The 17,345-nt window shown below is 49.2% G+C and carries 14 protein-coding genes, 5 tRNA genes and 1 rRNA gene; 12 read left to right on the top strand and 8 right to left on the bottom strand.

Annotated features, from left to right (window positions below):
* Nucleotides 1–112: 112 nt before the first annotated feature.
* The 3 genes from ACZND6_RS11355 to ACZND6_RS11345 form a co-directional block, all read right to left on the bottom strand.
* Complete coding sequence (locus ACZND6_RS11355; RefSeq protein ID WP_300875887.1) at nt 113–865, bottom strand: S-methyl-5'-thioinosine phosphorylase; 753 nt, start codon at nt 863–865, stop codon at nt 113–115.
* On the bottom strand, nt 858–2,912 hold the full coding sequence (gene ligA / locus ACZND6_RS11350; protein WP_293737310.1) for an NAD-dependent DNA ligase LigA: 2,055 nt from the start codon (nt 2,910–2,912) through the stop codon (nt 858–860). The genes ACZND6_RS11355 and ligA overlap by 8 nt, the downstream gene beginning before the upstream one ends.
* A gap of 92 nt (nt 2,913–3,004) precedes the next feature.
* The gene (locus ACZND6_RS11345; RefSeq protein ID WP_293737311.1) at nt 3,005–4,174 is read right to left on the bottom strand and encodes a hypothetical protein; all 1,170 of its coding nucleotides are present in this window, start codon (nt 4,172–4,174) and stop codon (nt 3,005–3,007) included.
* 220 nt (nt 4,175–4,394) lie between these two features.
* Between ACZND6_RS11345 and queF the strand changes: the two genes are divergently transcribed.
* The 6 genes from queF to ACZND6_RS11315 all read left to right on the top strand — a co-directional run bounded on the left by queF (nt 4,395) and on the right by ACZND6_RS11315 (nt 11,000).
* Nucleotides 4,395–4,814: a preQ(1) synthase gene (gene queF, locus ACZND6_RS11340; protein WP_022099904.1), complete on the top strand. Its 420-nt coding sequence runs from the start codon at nt 4,395–4,397 to the stop codon at nt 4,812–4,814.
* Nucleotides 4,815–4,951: 137 nt separating this feature from the next.
* Nucleotides 4,952–6,142, top strand: coding sequence for a succinyldiaminopimelate transaminase (gene dapC / locus ACZND6_RS11335; protein WP_293737312.1), 1,191 nt, complete (start codon nt 4,952–4,954; stop codon nt 6,140–6,142).
* Nucleotides 6,139–6,951, top strand: a complete 813-nt coding sequence (gene dapD, locus ACZND6_RS11330) for a 2,3,4,5-tetrahydropyridine-2,6-dicarboxylate N-succinyltransferase (RefSeq protein ID WP_370648973.1) — start codon at nt 6,139–6,141, stop codon at nt 6,949–6,951. The genes dapC and dapD overlap by 4 nt, the downstream gene beginning before the upstream one ends.
* 102 nt (nt 6,952–7,053) lie before the next feature.
* A complete protein-coding gene (gene dapE, locus ACZND6_RS11325) occupies nt 7,054–8,199 on the top strand; it encodes a succinyl-diaminopimelate desuccinylase (protein ID WP_489524697.1) in 1,146 nt (381 codons plus the stop codon).
* Nucleotides 8,186–9,085 (top strand): 50S ribosomal protein L3 N(5)-glutamine methyltransferase, encoded by a 900-nt coding sequence (gene prmB, locus ACZND6_RS11320; RefSeq protein ID WP_270209432.1) that lies wholly within the window; start codon nt 8,186–8,188, stop codon nt 9,083–9,085. Before dapE ends, prmB begins: the two co-directional genes overlap by 14 nt.
* Entirely contained in the window at nt 9,078–11,000 is a 1,923-nt protein-coding gene (locus tag ACZND6_RS11315; RefSeq protein ID WP_300875897.1) for an ABC-F family ATP-binding cassette domain-containing protein, read from the top strand. The genes prmB and ACZND6_RS11315 overlap by 8 nt, the downstream gene beginning before the upstream one ends.
* Here the strand turns inward: ACZND6_RS11315 and ACZND6_RS11310 are convergent.
* Nucleotides 10,975–11,397, bottom strand: coding sequence for a DUF1178 family protein (locus ACZND6_RS11310; RefSeq protein ID WP_008811997.1), 423 nt, complete (start codon nt 11,395–11,397; stop codon nt 10,975–10,977). The two genes, ACZND6_RS11315 and ACZND6_RS11310, sit on opposite strands and share 26 nt — an antisense overlap.
* Nucleotides 11,398–11,628: 231 nt before the next feature.
* Between ACZND6_RS11310 and ACZND6_RS11305 the strand changes: the two genes are divergently transcribed.
* From ACZND6_RS11305 to ACZND6_RS11290, 4 genes are all read left to right on the top strand, one after another.
* A tRNA-Gly gene (locus ACZND6_RS11305) sits at nt 11,629–11,704 on the top strand.
* Between the two features lie 20 nt (nt 11,705–11,724).
* Nucleotides 11,725–11,798: transfer RNA gene (locus ACZND6_RS11300), tRNA-Cys, on the top strand.
* A 5-nt stretch (nt 11,799–11,803) separates the two neighbouring features.
* Nucleotides 11,804–11,879 (top strand) — tRNA-Gly (locus ACZND6_RS11295).
* A gap of 36 nt (nt 11,880–11,915) precedes the next feature.
* Nucleotides 11,916–11,991 (top strand) — tRNA-Gly (locus ACZND6_RS11290).
* A 111-nt stretch (nt 11,992–12,102) separates the two neighbouring features.
* Here the strand turns inward: ACZND6_RS11290 and ACZND6_RS11285 are convergent.
* Nucleotides 12,103–13,629 (bottom strand): helicase HerA-like domain-containing protein, encoded by a 1,527-nt coding sequence (locus ACZND6_RS11285; RefSeq protein WP_489524696.1) that lies wholly within the window; start codon nt 13,627–13,629, stop codon nt 12,103–12,105.
* Between the two features lie 177 nt (nt 13,630–13,806).
* Between ACZND6_RS11285 and ACZND6_RS11280 the strand changes: the two genes are divergently transcribed.
* A tRNA-Arg gene (locus tag ACZND6_RS11280) sits at nt 13,807–13,883 on the top strand.
* Between the two features lie 180 nt (nt 13,884–14,063).
* Here the strand turns inward: ACZND6_RS11280 and ACZND6_RS11275 are convergent.
* Both ACZND6_RS11275 and ACZND6_RS11270 read right to left on the bottom strand, forming a co-directional pair.
* Entirely contained in the window at nt 14,064–14,537 is a 474-nt protein-coding gene (locus ACZND6_RS11275) for a hypothetical protein (protein ID WP_489524695.1), read from the bottom strand.
* 1,208 nt (nt 14,538–15,745) lie between these two features.
* Entirely contained in the window at nt 15,746–16,792 is a 1,047-nt protein-coding gene (locus tag ACZND6_RS11270; RefSeq protein ID WP_008864597.1) for a porin, read from the bottom strand.
* Between the two features lie 135 nt (nt 16,793–16,927).
* On the opposite strand from ACZND6_RS11270, the gene ACZND6_RS11265 reads away from it, so the two are divergent.
* Nucleotides 16,928–17,095 (top strand): hypothetical protein, encoded by a 168-nt coding sequence (locus tag ACZND6_RS11265; protein ID WP_008864598.1) that lies wholly within the window; start codon nt 16,928–16,930, stop codon nt 17,093–17,095.
* A 156-nt stretch (nt 17,096–17,251) separates the two neighbouring features.
* On the opposite strand, the gene rrf is transcribed toward ACZND6_RS11265, so the two are convergent.
* A 5S ribosomal RNA gene (rrf, locus tag ACZND6_RS11260) occupies nt 17,252–17,345 on the bottom strand; the annotation flags it as partial.

The raw sequence follows: 17,345 nt of genomic DNA, 5'->3' as shown, positions 1-17,345 counted from the left end.
AGCAAATAGGCGACCCGCATAGGTTAATTGGAACCGCTGGGTGCGAGACCCGCATGCCCAGTGGTGTGAGAGGGGTAGGTGAAAGCTTCCCCTACTCGATTCAACAAAAGTTCTAATCAGCCAATGAGCGGAATGTGGCAAGAGCTAAATTCACACTTTCCTTTGTCGCCTTAGTCAGAGCATCCTTCGTATCGTCAAGCACGATGCCTTTTTCAGAGGCTCCGCGGCCGGCTGCAGTATTGACGATCTGGCAAATCGCTGCGTACTTGAGATTTAACTCTCTGGCCAAGCATGCCTCGGGCATCAGTGTCATACCGACATAGTGACCGCCGTCATTATCGATGCGATCAACTTCGGCCGCCGTTTCGAGTCTCGGACCTTGTGTGCAGGCATAAGTACCGCCGTCAATAATTGGAAGATCCAGCTCCTCAGAAGCATCAACAATTGCTTCTCTCAAATCCATATCAAACGGAAAAGTGAAGTCAATGAAGTTAATGAACTTCTCTTTGCCGGTGTTGTAGCTGGTTTCTCTGCCCCAGGTGTAGTCAATGATCTGATCGGGTACGGCAATCGCACCGATATCATCTTCTGGCAAAACAGCGCCGACGGAAGCCAATGCGATCACAGCTTTGGGCTCGAACTGTGAAAGAGCCCAAATGTTGGCGCGATAGTTAATCATGTGCGGCGGCTTCTTCTCAGTCGTCCCGTGCCGGGATAAAAATACGATGTTCAGTCCGTCAATCACTCCGCGGCAAATTTCGACCGGCTCTTTACCGTAGGGAGTGTCAATTTTCTCAATGACCTTGCCTTCTAACAGAGACAACTGGTCCAAACCGCTGCCGCCGATCAACGCAAAATTAGCCATCCGCCTTTACTCCTTGATTGATCATTTTGAATAACTCAGGTTCGTCTATGATATTAACGCCTAAAGACTCGGCTTTGGCGAGTTTGGAGCCGGCAGATTCGCCTGCCAACACATAACTCGTCTTCTTCGACACTGAGCCGCTTACCTTTCCGCCGGCTTTGCGAATAATATCGCTGGCCTCATCTCTGGAAAGCGTCGGCAGTGTGCCGGTCAGAACGAATGTCAGACCGTTCAACGGCAGTTCCTGGTCACTCGTGCCCGTACCCTCTTCCCACACGACGCCGCGATCCATCAGGTCATTGATCACCGCGATGTTCGCCGGTTCGGCAAAGAAGTGCAGAATGTTTTCCGCGCTCGACGGTCCGATATCTTCAACTTCAAGCAACTGCTCTAAAGAAGCATCTTCCAGCGGCTTTAAGGCGCCGAAGTGAGCTGCCAGGTTTCTTGCCGTCGCTTCTCCGGCTTCCGGAATACTGATGGCGTAAAGAAAGCGTTCGAGCGTTGTCTTTTTAGAGGCTTCAATTGAGGCGACAAGTTTTTCTGCCGATTTCTGTCCCATGCGATCCAGTCCGACCAGCTTGTCGACGGTCAAACGGTAAATGTCCGCAACCGTAGTTACCAAATCATGTTCAATCAGCTGTTCGGCCAGCTTTTCTCCGATTCCGTCAATGCCCATGGCTTTGCGGCTGACAAAGTGGAGAATGCCTTGGGCTCTCTGAGCGCGGCAGAACAGACCGCCGCTGCAGTGGCGATCCTTTTCTCCGTCTTCTTTATAGGCGTGAGAACCGCAGACCGGACAGAATTCCGGCATCACGAAATCTCTGGCGTTTTTCGGCCTGAGTTCAGGAATCACTCGGACGATCTCCGGAATGACGTCGCCGGCACGATGCACGACGACAGTGTCTCCGATCTTGATGCCCATGTTCTGCAAGAATTCTTCGTTGTGCAGAGAAACGTTGCTGATTGTGGTTCCTCCGACAAACACCGGTTTCAGACGAGCGACTGGTGTAAGTTTGCCCGTTCGTCCCACTTGAACAGTTATATCCAAAACCTGGGTCTGGACTTCTTCCGGCGGATACTTATGAGCTACTGCCCAGCGCGGCTCTCTGGAGACAAAACCCAGCTGTTTCTGGCGGGCAAAACTGTTGACCTTGTAGACCACGCCGTCAATATCAAAAGGTAAGTCGTGACGAATACGAGCGACTTCCAGATGAAACGCTTCCAGCTCTTCCGGCGTCTGCACGACAGTTCGATTACTGATCATCGGGAAGCCCTTGGATTTCAGATAATCAAGCAAGCCCGACTGGGTGTCGGCCGGCATCTCACTTACTTCACCGTAGCCGTATGCATAAAAGTTCAAGTTGCGTTTGGCAGTTAAAGAAGAGTCCAGCTGACGAAGACTTCCTGCCGCAGCATTGCGAGGGTTGGCAAAAAGTTTCGCTCCGGCTGCTTCCTGCTCTTCATTGAGCTTGCGGAACACTTCTTTGTGCATGATAACTTCGCCACGGACTTCAAAAATCTTCGGGAAGCCCTCGACTTGTAAAGGAAGTGTCTTAATCGTCTTGACATTTGCAGTAACGTCTTCACCCGTGTAGCCGTCTCCGCGAGTAGCTGCTTGAACGAGAACGCCGTCTTCGTACCGCAAATTAATGGCGAGCCCGTCGAACTTCAATTCGCAGTCGTAGTCAACCGTTTGATCGGATGTCAGCTCCAGTTCTCTTCTTACGCGGGCATCAAAATCATAGGCGCCCTGCGCTGTGTAATCCGTCTCAGTATGAATGGAAAGCATCGGAACGGCATGCGTCACTTTCTTGAGTTCGCTCTGGACCGTCGCACCGACGCGCTCGGTCGGAGAAACCGGACTTTTGAACTGAGGATACTCTTTTTCCAGTCGTGCCAGTTCTTGGAACAACGAGTCGTAGACTTCGTCAGACACCGTCGGAGCATTATCTATGTAATAAGCCTTGTTATGCTTTTCAAGCTCCTCAGCCAGCTTCTCCATACGGAGTTTGACTGCCTCTAATTTTTTCTTATCCTGCTCTTCCATTTCGTACCTGAACCAAATAAAAACACCGGATTTCTTACTGTACTCGCACGGACTCCGATGTTCTTAATCAGAATGATAATTTTGGGGAGTTATCAGTCTAAAAGCTGATGTGCTCTGACGCTGCCCGGTTCAATATTGTTCTCACGCATCTGTTTATAGAAGCGATCGAGTTCCTGCTTCAGCAGAGAGACCGTTGCTCCCGAGATCTCACATCCCTTGGGATCCACGATCTTGGCATCAAATACCGCCGCGAAAGCGTTGGCAGCCGTCATCAGGAGACGAAGAGGATCGCTTTCCGGAGCAATCAGCGGAACATTCAGAGAAATCGCAATATTTCTGTCGTCTAACCAACGAAGCTCAATGGTTCCTTTTCTGTTGCCCTGGCGCTTGCCGTTCTTATCCAATACCATTTCACCAAGTTTTTCATAATGCGTCATGCTTCGGCGCTTTAAGCCCAAGAGCATCGTCTCTTTCTCGAAATCATCGATGGAAACCGGCTCCAAGGGACGCAGCAGAAGCGTAATCTGCACGCCGAAATTCTTGATGAGTGCGTTAAGCTGATCCGTATGGTTGTTCAGCAGCTGCATTTCCTTCATTTCGGAAGTGCCGTCCAGGTTCATTTCCATACGCAGAAAAACCAACTGGTAGAGATTCGACAAAGAAACCTGGTCGAAAGAAGCTTTCCCGGAAGCCAGCTGAATATAGAAGGCAATTGCTGAGAACATACCGATGGCATCCGGCACAAACCAGCGGTTGCTGTTTGCTTCGAGAGCCAGAATGCGCAACAGCCCCCTCGGAGCATTTTCCATCGCCGTTTTGACGAACGGTGCGAGCTGGCTGCCCGTTACCGGTTTTTTGAAGGTAATACGGACGAGTTCAGTGACAAAGGGATCATATTTCGGCAGACCGCTGTCATCAATCTCTTCCAACACCGGGGGAGTTTCAACAGGCTCCTCTTCCTCTTCGGGTTCTTTCGGGAGAATTTCCCGGACTTCTTCGACCGTCTCTTCTTCCTGTAACGGAGACTGCGATTCAGGCTGCGGCTCTTCAACAGGAGGTAAGGTCTTAATCTCGTCGACTTTGATGTCGCCGGAATTGATCAAATCTTCACCGAAAATCGGCTCCTGAGGAATCCTCGGAGGTGTCTTATCTTCGACTTTTTCATGACTTGCCGTCTCTTTGATGCGAAGCCAATACCAAACGCCGACGCCGCCGACCGCAAGGATCAGGACTATCGTTACCCCCATTCCAACCATATTCATCTTTCTTTAGCTAAATCCTGGACCTGCGGCCACGTTCGCCGCAGGCTACTACTTAAGACTCAATATTCTACAGGCTTATGAAGGAAACCACTGTATTACGAACTGATGCAATTTTGTTTTTCTCCGGGTTACCCACAGCGGTTCAAATCGTTTTGTCTTTCTTTTCGCGACCTTATAATTTGTGTGCTCTAATTAAACACATAGCGGAAAAATAATTTTCATGTCTACTGCTCCTAGCAAGAATCTTGAGACTTTCCCGAATCCTCAGCCGAATCGGGATTATTTAATTCACATTGAAATCCCTGAGTTCACGTCGCTTTGTCCGTTAACCGGACAGCCCGACTTCGCCACACTTCTGCTCGATTACATTCCGGATCAGAAGAATGTCGAACTCAAGGCTCTGAAACTCTATATGTGGAGTTATCGTCAGGAAGGTGCTTTCCATGAGGCCATCACCAACAAGATCCTGGACGATCTCGTTGCAGCCACCTCCCCGCGTTTCATGAGACTTAAGGCTAAATGGTGGGTCCGAGGCGGCATCTACACGACAGTTGTTGCCGAATACCGTAAGGAAGGCTGGACACCGGTCAAACCGGTTGAACTGCCAGAATTCGAATCGAACGATCCGACTCGCGGTTAATTCGATTTTTCCTCAGCGGCCCGTCATCGACGGGCCGTTCTTTTTTGCACCGCTTCATTTCGTAGTTTTCAAGCGCGGCAAGTGCTTCTTCCTTCGCTAAAATTTTGTGGATATTCCAACGAAAAAGATCAGCAAACATGAATCCGCTGCTTAATACACTTCAGCCCTATCCCTTTGCGAAGCTGCGCAAACTTTTGAAGGACGCAAAACTGCCGGAAAGACTCAAACCGATTTCCCTTTCCATCGGTGAACCGAAACATCCGGCACCTGAGCCCGTCAAACAATCTCTCTTCGATCATCAGGCCTTGTTTGAAAAGTATCCTCCGACAGGCGGTTACCCTGAGCTGAAAGAAGCGATTGGGAACTGGATTGAAAAGCGCTACGGCGTAAAACTCGATCCGGCTTCCCAAATCCTGCCGACCAACGGATCGCGTGAAGCTTTGTTTGCACTGACCCAAGTTGTCATCGATCCGACTAAAGACCCGGTCGTCGTTACACCGAATCCTTTCTATCAAATTTATGAAGGCGCAGCAAAATTAGCCGGTGCCGAGCCATATTTTTGCCCGATGACAGCTCAGACAGGCTTTAAGCCTGACTATTCCTCCGTACCGGAAGAAGTTCTAAAACGCACTCAGCTGCTGTTTGTCTGCTCTCCCAATAATCCGACCGGAACCGTACTTTCACTGGAAGACTGGAAGAGGCTTTTTGACCTTTCCGACAAATACGGCTTTGTGATCGGCAGCGACGAGTGTTACTCGGAAATTTATTTTGACGAAGATAATCCGCCTCTCGGCTCTTTGACCGCTGCCAAACTTTTGGGCAGAACTAACTTCGACCGCCTGATTGTCTTCTCGAGCTTGTCGAAGCGCTCCAATATCCCGGGCATGCGTACCGGTTTTGTTGCAGGTGACGAAAAACTGATTAAACCGTTCCTGCTCTACCGAACCTACCACGGCAGCGCAATGGGGGGCGCCGTACAGCACGCAAGTATTGCGGCTTGGAATGATGAAGAACATGTGCGGGAAAACAGACGCCTTTATGTCGAAAAATTCAAGGCGGCTGTTCCGCTTCTGAAACAAGCACTGGAAGTAGAAATGCCCGATGCAAGTTTTTACTTGTGGGCGAAAACGCCTATAGACGATAAACTTTATGCAAGACGGCTTTATGAGAAAAAGGGCATCACCGTTCTCCCGGGCAGTTTTCTTGGCCGAGAAGTCAACGGTGTCAACCCCGGGTCCGGCTACATCCGTATCGCTTTGGTTGCCACCGTGCCCGAAGTCACAGAGGCCGCTAAAAGAATTGCAGAATTTGACCCCTTTGAGGAATAACTATGGAAGCATTAAAGCAAATTATTGAAGAATCTTTCGGCCTTCGTCCCGAACACTTTCCGCCTGAAGTTCAAAACTCCGTCGATGAAGTCATCAAACTGCTTCAGCAGGGAAAACTTCGCGTCGCGGAAAAAATTGACGGCAATTGGGTCACGCACGAATGGATCAAAAAAGCCGTTCTTTTGAGCTTCCAGCTTTATCCGAACAAAATGGTCCGCGCCGGCGACCTGTCCTTCTTTGACAAGGTGCCCTCCCGCTTCGATCATTTTTCCGAAGCCGATTGGAAAGAATCCGGCATCCGCTGTGTGCCCACTGCTGTGGCTCGCCACGGCAGCTACATCGCTCCGAGCGTTGTATTGATGCCCTCCTTTGTCAACATCGGCGCCTACATCGGAGAAAACACCATGGTCGATACCTGGTCAACGGTCGGTTCCTGCGCTCAAGTCGGTAAGAACTGCCACCTTTCCGGCGGCGTCGGTATCGGCGGTGTTCTCGAGCCGCTTCAGGCAACCCCGACCATCATCGAGGACAACTGCTTTATCGGTGCCCGCAGCGAAATCGTTGAAGGCGTCATCGTTGAAGAAAACAGCGTGATCTCCATGGGTGTCTTCATCGGACAGAGCACGAAGATTTATGACCGTACCACCGGCGAAATTCATCGCGGCAGAGTACCTGCCGGTTCTGTCGTTGTTCCCGGAAGCTTGCCTTCCGCTGACGGCAAATACAACCTTAACTGCGCGGTCATCGTTAAGCGCGTAGACGCCAAGACGCGTTCGAAGACAAGTATTAACGAACTTCTTCGCGACTAATTTTACGGGCCTTGAATATTCAAGGCCCTTTGTTTAGAGCCTCTGTCTTTCCTGACAGAGGTCTTCGCATTTTATCTACCTCTGAATTTGAGAATGTTCAGCATGCAGCAAGACCCTCTTAAACTCACGAAAAAAATCATCGCTTGCGAATCCGTGACGCCTTCGGATGCCGGCTCTCTGAAAATCTTTGCCGATCTCCTCTCCCAACACGGCTTCTCTTGTGAGGAAATCAATCGAGGGCAAACTAAAAATCTCTGGGCCAAGTACGGCTCGGGGGCCTCGGTATTTCTCTTTGCCGGTCATGTGGACGTTGTGCCGCCGGGTGCAGACGGCTGGAAGTTTCCTCCGTTTGTGCCAACGGAAGATGAGGGCTTCTTATACGGACGCGGTGCTCAGGACATGAAAACTTCCGACGCCTGTTTTGCGGCCGCCGCTTGTGAATTCGTTTCTAAACATCCCCAATTCAAAGGAACGATTGCCCTACTGCTCACAAGCGACGAAGAAGGCGACGGCAAAGACGGCACTCAATATGCGCTTCAGGTTTTGTCGGACCGTGAGGTAGCTCCCGATTTCTGTATTGTCGGGGAGCCCAGCTGCACCAGGCTGCTTGGCGACACCATTAAAAACGGGCGCCGCGGCTCTCTAAACGGCAAACTCACCGTTCGAGGCATTCAGGGACACGTCGCGTATCCGAAAAAGGTCAGGAATCCTATTCACAGCGCCGCTCCTCTGCTTGCCGAACTCTCTCAAACCGTCTGGGATGAAGGTCTTCCTCCTTTCCCGGCCACTTCATTCCAAATCAGTAACATCCATGCAGGCACCGGAGCAGTCAATGTGGTTCCGGGTGAATGCGTCATTACCTTCAACATTCGGTACAACCCGAAGCACACTGCGGCGTCACTTGAGAAACAGATCGAAGACATGTGCCGGAAATATGTTTGGGATTTCAAGATTGAATGGCAGGAAAGCGCCTCGCCGTTTTTCTCGGAAAAGCCTTTCTTCAGAAACGAGCTGGCTGAAGCGATAAAGGACGTGACCGGCATCAAACCTGAGTTCTCGACTTCCGGTGGAACCAGCGACGGCAGATTTATTCGACAGTGGTGTCCTGAAGTTGTAGAGTTCGGACCGGTAAACGACCGAATTCATAAAGTCAATGAGCGCATTCCGACAAAGGATATTGCCTGCTTGTCCAAAATTTATTACAGAATACTGGAACGCATTTTTTTAAGTGAACATGATGGAAACTAATACTGAACCGCTTAAAACCATCCGCGACTTCATTCGATACTGCACGACAAGGCTTTATTCCTCTGAAGCTACCTTTAATCACGGCTACCAAAATCCGGAAGAAGAAGCCGCGTTTTTGGTCCTGCGCACACTCCGTATTCCGCTGGAATACGAAGAAAAATTCTTAGACGCCGCATTAACCGGTAATGAACGGGAAACAGTACTGAATAACATTTCCCGCCGCTGCGACGACCTCGAACCGACAGCCTACATTACGAAAGAATGGTGGCTCACCGGGTTCCCCTTCTACGTGGACGAAAGAGTCTTGATTCCCCGTAGCTACATTGCCGAGCTGATCGAAAAAAATTTTGACGGTCTTCTCCCTGACCCTGCTCGTATCCACTCCATTTTGGATATGTGCACGGGTTCCGGCTGTTTGGCCATTCTGCTGGCAGAGAAATTTCCTCAGGCTGAAGTTGATGCCGTCGACATCAGCAGCGACGCTCTAGAAGTGGCTGAAATCAACATCGCCGACTACGAATTCGAAAATCGTGTCTATCCGATTCAAAGCGATTTGTTCGAGAATCTGCAGAACACGAAATACGATCTCATTATTTCGAATCCGCCCTATGTCACGGAAGCTTCCATGGAAGGACTTCCTCAGGAATACCGTTACGAGCCTTCTTTAGCCTTGGTCGCAGGCGCCGACGGCATGGATATCATCGACCGGCTGCTTAAAGAAGTTAAAGCGCACTTAAATGACAACGGTGTTTTAATCGTTGAGCTCGGAGACGGCGCCGAAAACTTCAAGGAACGTTTCCCCAATATTGAGGTCACCTGGCTGCCCACCTCCGGCGGCAAAGATCAAGTCTTCATGATTAAGAAAGAACAGCTTCCCGATGCTTAGACTTCAGAATGTGAGCCTGGTTCGAGGCGTAAGAGTTTTATATAAAAACGTCAATCTCACGACTTCGGACGGAGAAATTATCGGACTGGTCGGACCCAACGGGTCCGGCAAGTCCACGCTTTTCGCCGCAATTCTGGGCGAGCTCTCCACTGAGGACGGCGACATCCTTGCGCCTCCTTTGAACCGCATCTCGCACGTGGCCCAGCGTGTGGTTGAGACCGATCTTCCTGCCTTGGAATACATCCTGGAGGGACACGCTCCTTTGATGGAAGCCAAAGCAGAACTCAAGCGAGCGGAAGAAGCCGGCGATGATATGGCTTATGCACAAGCTGTTGCACACTTGGCCGAAATCAATGAAGGCGCTGTCGTCGCAAAAGCCGAAGAAATTCTCTACGGTTTGGGTTTCAAGCCCAATGACTCTTCGCGCCAGGTCTCAGAGTTTTCTGGCGGTTGGAGAAACCGAATCGCGCTGGCTCGTGCGCTCATGCGTCCGGCCGATTTGCTTCTGTTGGATGAGCCTACCAACCATTTGGACATTGACTCGGTCATCTGGCTCGAAAGTTTCCTGAAGCAGCAGGAAGCCACCGTCATTGTCATTTCTCACGACAGAGAATTCCTGGATCGAATTGCAAAATCCATTTGGTCGGTTGAAGACAACACGATCAATCGGTACGGCGGCAACTACTCACAGTTTGAAGTCACCAGAGCTCAAAAACTCGCGCTTCAGCAAGCCGCCGCTAAAGCCTACGAACGCACCGCTTCGCACCTCCAGGCCTACATTGATCGATTCCGCTACAAGGCCACGAAAGCTCGTCAGGCTCAGTCACGAATTAAGATGCTGGAAAAACTTCAATCCGTCGAGCCGGTCTTGGCGAAGAACGAATGGAGGTTTTCTTTCCTGCAACCGGAGAAAGTGCCTCAGCATTTAATCACCGCTGAAGGAGTTGCCTGCGGATACGAACCCGACCATCCCATCCTGACTCAAGTTAAGTGCAATATCTCAGCAGGTGCTCGAATCGGTATATTGGGCGTTAACGGCGCCGGTAAGTCGACGCTTGTGAAGACCCTCATCGGTGAGCTTGAGCCTCTAGCCGGAGAAAGCCGCTACGGACAAGGCCTGGAGATCGGCTATTTCGCTCAGCATCAGCTCAATGACTTAAGAGATGACGAGTCTCCTCTGCAGCATTTAACGCGCATTGCTCCTCCGAATATGCGCGAACTGGACTTGAGGAACTTCTTAGGCAAATTCCGCTTTTCCGGAGATCAGGCTCTTGCACCGGTCGGTCCCATGTCCGGCGGAGAAAAAGCCCGCCTCTCCCTAGCGCTTATCGCTTGGAACAAACCAAATCTTCTCGTGCTGGACGAACCGACCAATCACCTGGATATGGAAACCCGCGAGGCTCTGACCGTCGCCCTGTCCTCTTATGAAGGCGCCGTCCTCCTCGTCTCTCACGATCGTCATTTGCTCAGAGCCAGCTGCGACGAACTTTGGTTGGTTCGTGACGGCAAGCTCTCTGAATTTGACGGAGATTTGGATGAATATGCCGAAATTGTCTTAAAGGACAAGAAAGCGAGGAATGCGGCACCTGAAGATTCCGGGGCACCTGCTCCGGTGAATCGTAAGGAGCAGCGCCGAAACGAGGCTCAGGAACGTGCACGCATCAGTGCACTGTCTAAACCTCTCAAGAAAGAGCTCAGCAAGATCGAGAAAGAACTCGATTTAGCCAACAAAGAGAAGAGCGCTTTGGATCTCAAACTTGCTGACACTGATTTTTATCAAGGAAATCAGGACGAGGTTGCAGAAGCCTTAAAACGCCACGGCGAACTCTCTTCCAAGATTGACGAACTCGAAGGCCGCTGGCTCGAAATTTCCGAAGAGCTTCAGAACATCAGTTCGTCGAGCGATCTTTCTTAAGCCCAATCTCTAAAACTTCAATTCCTTCATCCCGGAGTTCTGATACCTCTTCCGAGGTCGGAGTTCCGGTGATGAGGCGGTCCGGGGCGTCTCCTCTGTGAATGGAGCGAGCCTCATCGGCAAATCGATCCCCGACAAATTCGCTCTCATCCAAAATCTTTTTGACCGTTTTATAGACGGTATGCATTGCCTCCACGGTATTTTGCGAGACATCCTTTTGTGTAGAAGAAGCCTGGATGTGAGGCGCAGAAAGGGCTCTCGAAATGACATTCGAATTACACACGGGACATGTGAAAAAACCGTTCTTTTTTTGTTCCTCAAAAGCTTCGATGCTGGGCACCATCGCCTCGAACGTATGTCCGTTTTCGCAAATAAAATTAAAAACCTTTAATCCCATCTTTATTTGGAAAAGTGAATAGTCCTCGCTTATAGGATAAAAGAAAAGGCGCTGATTTTCCACCGAAAAACATTGGGTTTTTCACCGAACTATTTGAAGTTAAAAGACAAATACGGGGAGAAATCTGCGCCTCTAAAAGCGTGTTCACAAATATAAACATTTCCCTTTCAAAGTAATTTCCTCAACTCGTTTGACAAGTCAAAAAAGCCTCTGTATAGTGCAACTTCTGTCGCGGGAGTAGCTCAGTTGGTAGAGCGCAACCTTGCCAAGGTTGAGGTCGCGAGTTCGAGACTCGTCTCCCGCTCCAATTTTCAGTTATCTGATGTTGGCGCGATAGCAAAGCGGTTATGCACCGGATTGCAAATCCGTTGAGAGCGGTTCGACTCCGCTTCGCGCCTCCAGTGACGCGGGAGTAGCTCAGTTGGTAGAGCGCAACCTTGCCAAGGTTGAGGTCGCGAGTTCGAGACTCGTCTCCCGCTCCACACAGTTTCTGAAAATAGTGTAGAATCACGCTCCACGCGGGAGTAGCTCAGTTGGTAGAGCGCAACCTTGCCAAGGTTGAGGTCGCGAGTTCGAGACTCGTCTCCCGCTCCAAATTCTTTTCATCGGTGACCCGCGTTTGCGGATTTTTTCATTTCTGCGCCAAGAAAAGAAACGGCGAAAAACCTTTCGATTCCTCGCCGCCGTCCCTATTCCTTTAGGAAATTATTTCTTGCCTCCTAACAGAGACCCAAGAATGCCTCTCAGGATTTTTTCTCCGCTTTGGCGAACAACCTTTTCGACAATTCCTTCACGATGGCCGCCCCTAGGTCCTGTAGAGCCTAAAAGGATGTCTTTGGCTTTACTCATCAAAATATCTGTGAAGTCCGGTCCTTCCTGCTCGGCAGCTCCCGGAGCCGCAGGGTTACCCGGCTGAGGAGCTCCGTTGTCTGCAGCAATCGCCGAAGAGCCTCTCTGCTGAAGAACTTCGTAGGCACTGACACGGTCAATAGCCTTGTCATACACACCTTTCAGCACAGATGCATTTTGGATCGCCTGTCTTTCAGCAGGCGCGATCGGTCCGATCTGGCTTCCCGGGGCGCATACCCAAACTCTTTGCGTAATACCGGGCGTACCGTTGTCATCCAAGAAGCTTACTAAAGCTTCACCGACGCCGAGTTCCTGAATGGCCTGCACCATATCGATTTTCGGATTCGGTCTCATGGTTTCAGCGACCGTACGGACAGCCTTTTGATCGCGAGGCGTAAACGCTCTCAAGGCGTGCTGAACTCGGTTGCCCAATTGACTTAAAACTTTTTCCGGGATATCGGCTGGACTCTGAGTCACAAAGAAGACACCAACGCCTTTAGAACGAATCAAACGAACAACCTGCTCGACTTTATCGATTAAAACTTGAGGAGCGTCGTTAAAGAGCATGTGCGCTTCGTCAAAGAAGAAAACGAGCTTCGGTTTTTCAAGGTCTCCGGCTTCCGGCAGATTTTCATAAAGTTCGCTCAGAATCCACAAAAGGAAAGTTGCATAAAGCATCGGAGACTGCATAAGCTTATCTGCAGCAAGGATGTTTACAACGCCCTTTCCGTCCGATGTCTGCATCAAATCATGGATATTGAGCATCGGTTCACCGAAGAACTTATCTCCGCCCTGATTTTCCAATACCAGCAGACCTCTTTGAATGGCTCCGATAGATGCCATTGAGATGTTGCCGTACTTCGTTCTGAACTGTGCGGCGTTATCGCCCACAAATTGAAGCATAGAGCGCAGATCTTTCAGATCCAACAGCAACAGCCCGTTATCGTCGGCAATCGAAAATACGGCGTTTAAGACGCCTTCCTGAGTATCGTTTAATTGAAGGAGACGGGACAGAAGCAGCGGTCCCATATCACTGATCGTTGCACGAACGGGGAAACCTTCCTGACCGAAGACATCCCAGAACACAACCGGGCAGGCTGACCAATCCGGAGTCGGCAAGTGATGCTTTTCCAAACGCGCTTTCAGCTTGTCTGTCGGCACCGCAGCTTTTGCAATGCCCGACAAGTCACCTTTGATATCCGCAAGGAATACCGGAACGCCTTTCTTGGAGAAAGATTCGGCTAATTTTTGTAAAGAAACTGTTTTTCCAGTTCCTGTTGCACCAGTGATACAGCCGTGGCGGTTAGACTTATTGGTCAAAAGGATTTCGTCCTTATAGCCGCTCTGTTCGTCTGTCACGCCGAAAATAATTTGGTTGTCCATTAACTTTCTCCGTTTGGTTAATTTTCGTAAGTTTAGACAAGCTTGCAATAAAACGGAAAAACAAGGCGTCAAATCAAGTTCAAGACAATTTTTACAAATTTGCCCATTCTGCGAAACCCGACTCAAACACAAAATATTTTTTTGTGCTATAGTTCGTTCTCGCTGTTAAACAGCAGTGCGCCAGTAGCTCAGCTGGATAGAGTACCTGGCTACGAACCAGGGGGTCGTGGGTTCGATTCCTGCCTGGCGCGCCACTGATGGTCCAAAATTCGAAAGAATTTCGGACCTTCCTTTTTCTAGTTCCCTCTTCAAAACTCATCGTCAGCTTTATTGTCCGTCCTTCGTTGTTCTTCCGAAGGCTTCCGGCCTCCTTAAGATATTGCAGAATTTAGTGCATCTGGCGGAGGCCGATCTCAGAACAAACAGCCTCCTCTCTAGGATTCTGTTTCCTCTTCGTCTTCGTAATCCCGTTCCTCTTCTGGTTCAGGGCCGGGAACCGAGACACCAAGAGCTTCAAAAAGTCCGCGTTTTTTCTCTGCACTTCCTCCGAAATAATAGCCGTCGCAGAATTTGGTCTGTATCACGTTGTTCAAAGAGTCAAGAACTCTGCAGGAGCGGTCGTAATCCGTTGGCAAGCTATCACTCGTTTTACCTCCTTCGAAGTATTTTCTCAGCCTCGCTCTGACGATCATTTCAATAGAGGCCACTAAGAACAGCACAAACGTTTTACCAATGAGCGATTCGTTATCCGAAACACAGTTTCGGACACAGCTCGAGCGGGTTTTGAGCGTTTTGAGCGTGTCTTCTAGAATCCTTCTCTCCTGGTAGGCGCACCATGCTTTTCTAGTGTCGGGTATCTTGTCGCTTACCCGCACTGGATAGCCTTTGTAGCGGAGCCTTTGATCCACTTTCTCATTGCTAATGAGATAGCTGATCGTGTCGCCTTCCTCATGTTTTTCAAATACTTCACCTAATAGCGTTACTTCGTTTTCATCGAGCGCCTCACCGTTGCATATCTTTTCTCGTACGCGATCGATTCTCTCGATAAGCCCCTGCCTAGCGTTCTCAGCAATTAGTCGATTGAAATAGATGTGCCAGTAAAGTACCGCGATTCCTTCGTCTTTTTTGAGGACACCTGTCCCTGTACGAGATCAGGTTCGAAAGTCCAGTTGATCTCTTTCGTTATTTAGAAGACCTTAGTCAACCAATCCATTCGGTTTAAGTCCCGGAGGTTTTCTCTTTCCTCATCAATGAGTTCTTGAGCAAAACTTCCGGGCATCTCGCATTGCACATTGAATAGGAATCCGAGTTTATTTCTCAGGCAGTCTTTGATGTTTTTAGCGTCGCTGTAACCTCTATCTGACACAAAAACAACGTTATTTAGACTCAGCCCGGCATTCCCGGAAATAACTTGTCTGACGGTTTTCACATCGGGAATTTTTCCGTCGAAGGCGAGGTAGAAGAAAGGAATGCCGCTTTCGTAGTCCGCCAGTGCCAGCAGATTAATCAGCGGAAGTTGAGTCCAGAACCAGCGTTATTTCATCTTTGTCGCCACACTTCTCCTGTTGTTCCTCCTCCCTGACAACTGAGAAGTAAGTTTCTATCTGCTGATTTCTGATCTTTCTAAAGATCCGGCTGATTGAGGAAGGCGACAGAAGATCGCCCCAGGGCAGGCGCGTTACCTAGGCAAACACTTCGTACTTGGAAATGTTGTTGTCCTGGTTGAGAATTATGAAATAGGCAATAGGCAATAGATAAAATCTTGAGGTAGTCCGTTGTGGAAAAAAAACATTTAAGAGCCTCTCCAATAGGCGATTGCGACAAAAGCTTATCCAGTGCCCAAGTGGCTCCGCATGAAGTTGTTTGACCTATTGCGGCTGAGTTAGCGTAGTGCCGCTCTCGTTCAAAGAAGTAAAGATATACTCTTCTCCCTTTCTCTCTACCAGGAAGTTTCTAAATTCTGGACGCTCCTGAAGAAAACCCCCGTTAAAACAAATTACGCCATCCTTTTGTCCGCCAAGAATTTTTCCTATTTTTTGACTCTCCTCTTTTACTCCGCTTGAGATCTCTGTCCCAAACATTTTTGTAGGTATACACGTAAAAAACGGAACTCGCTTTATTGACCAGAAGCGGAGGTAGTCTCGGATTTGTCATTGAGAGATCTCCTCAGTAATGAGCTTGTATAACACAAAAAATTGAGGATCCCTGACCTAGCCCAAAGATTAAACGAATTGCAGCTTCTCATATAGAAACGAAAAAGGCGGACCCAGTTAAAGCTCACTTTAGTTCCGCCACTGTTATGCATAAGTGCAATGCTTATGACCAAGGAGAATGAAAAATTACTTATCCCAAGACGCTTTGTTAGAAGTAGTGACGCAAGCAAAAACCTGCGCTCCATGTGTTGTAGGCAACTTTGCCGTAACCGGAAGTTATATTTAGCCCCTTTCATGCCCACTGACACAGCACCAAAACCATACAAGGTGCTGCGCTTAGAAAGCGGATATTCGTAAGCAATGCCTCCGGCTAAGCGTTCAAATTTACTTGCACCAAGGAAGCTCTTAACTTCACCGTCTTTCGCCTTGCCATTCATATAGTTGATCACAGCTTTGAACGTTCCGCCGAAAACCGGGAAAGCCCCCGACACGGAAAATGCATGGCTGTTGAAACCTTTTTTAATCATGCCGGAATTAATAGCCGCATCTGTCAGAGTGATATCGAAGTCAGGAAGCAGTCTGGCATGAGTGACGTATTGATATGTGCCGTAAAGCGTGAAGCTGTCAAAGCGATATTGACTGCCGACTGTGAAGATTTGGGTGTCTTTGGATTTCACGTCTCCGGAGTTTGCATTCATCGGAGAGAAATCAACAGCCGAATCGATGACTTCATACATAACGCTTCCTTTTGCTCTTTCCGAACCATAGGTCAAACCTGCGCCGTATGTATGAGTGTTTTTTGACCATTTATTAGTGTCATCGTACAAACCATTGGAGTACATAGCGTGGAACTTGACACCACCGAATTCCGGAGAAACGTAAACAACGGCATTATTGGTAAAAGGCGTTGTAACGTAAATGCTTGTCAGGCCGGCTTCGTTATAGCTTTTTCCTATCGTTGCGCCGTCCAGAATCGTGTAAGTACCATCGGCACTAGAAAGACCGCCCATACGAGCAGCTGCTAATTCACCCTTTTCTTCTTGAATTTAGAAGACAGGTTCCGGCTTTTCTTTGTTTCACTTCTGACTTCAAGCGGTTATTCTTTTCCGTCTAAGCACGAAAGCAATCATGTTCCCCTGCCGTTCATGCTGAAAAGACGTGAAGTGGAACAAGTTAATTACGCCGGTAAAGTTTCCTTGGATAAGATTTTTGCTAAGTGGTACAGAAACAAGTGGCTGTTGAAAAAGGACGAGACGTTGTTATCGGAGACATCGAACCTCTATCCAATCTACCTTTGGGCCTTAGCTCACTAAACGAAGGTTCTTAAACCTCGCCGGTTTCCAACATGCTGGAACACTAGCGGGGAGCAAGAGAGGGGCGGAGAAACAAAACAGCTTTAGCTTTTTGAATAGCAGATAAAGCAAAACCTCTTGAACGGTTAGGTCCAAGAGGTTTGTCTTTAATGGAGAGCCCGGAGACTACCTACTTTCGCAAGAAATACAACTCACTATCATCGGCGTGGAGGCGTTTCACTGTCCTGTTCGGGATGGGAAGGAGTGGTTC

The sequence above is a fragment of the Parasutterella sp. genome, from assembly GCF_057870745.1.
The sequence above is the reverse complement of the archived record's forward strand: the minus strand, read 5'-3'. Positions and strand labels throughout refer to the sequence as shown.

Coding starts and splice junctions, on each gene's coding strand:
- queF (WP_022099904.1), top strand. CDS start 4,395: ATGTCTACTGCTCCTAGCAAGAATCTTGAGACTTTCCCGAATCCTCAG.
- ACZND6_RS11315 (WP_300875897.1), top strand. CDS start 9,078: ATGCTTAGACTTCAGAATGTGAGCCTGGTTCGAGGCGTAAGAGTTTTA.
- dapC (WP_293737312.1), top strand. CDS start 4,952: ATGAATCCGCTGCTTAATACACTTCAGCCCTATCCCTTTGCGAAGCTG.
- dapE (WP_489524697.1), top strand. CDS start 7,054: ATGCAGCAAGACCCTCTTAAACTCACGAAAAAAATCATCGCTTGCGAA.
- ACZND6_RS11270 (WP_008864597.1), bottom strand. CDS start 16,792: ATGGGCGGTCTTTCTAGTGCCGATGGTACTTACACGATTCTGGACGGC.
- prmB (WP_270209432.1), top strand. CDS start 8,186: ATGATGGAAACTAATACTGAACCGCTTAAAACCATCCGCGACTTCATT.
- ACZND6_RS11355 (WP_300875887.1), bottom strand. CDS start 865: ATGGCTAATTTTGCGTTGATCGGCGGCAGCGGTTTGGACCAGTTGTCT.
- ACZND6_RS11265 (WP_008864598.1), top strand. CDS start 16,928: ATGCTGAAAAGACGTGAAGTGGAACAAGTTAATTACGCCGGTAAAGTT.
- ACZND6_RS11345 (WP_293737311.1), bottom strand. CDS start 4,174: ATGAATATGGTTGGAATGGGGGTAACGATAGTCCTGATCCTTGCGGTC.
- ACZND6_RS11285 (WP_489524696.1), bottom strand. CDS start 13,629: ATGGACAACCAAATTATTTTCGGCGTGACAGACGAACAGAGCGGCTAT.
- ACZND6_RS11310 (WP_008811997.1), bottom strand. CDS start 11,397: ATGGGATTAAAGGTTTTTAATTTTATTTGCGAAAACGGACATACGTTC.
- ligA (WP_293737310.1), bottom strand. CDS start 2,912: ATGGAAGAGCAGGATAAGAAAAAATTAGAGGCAGTCAAACTCCGTATG.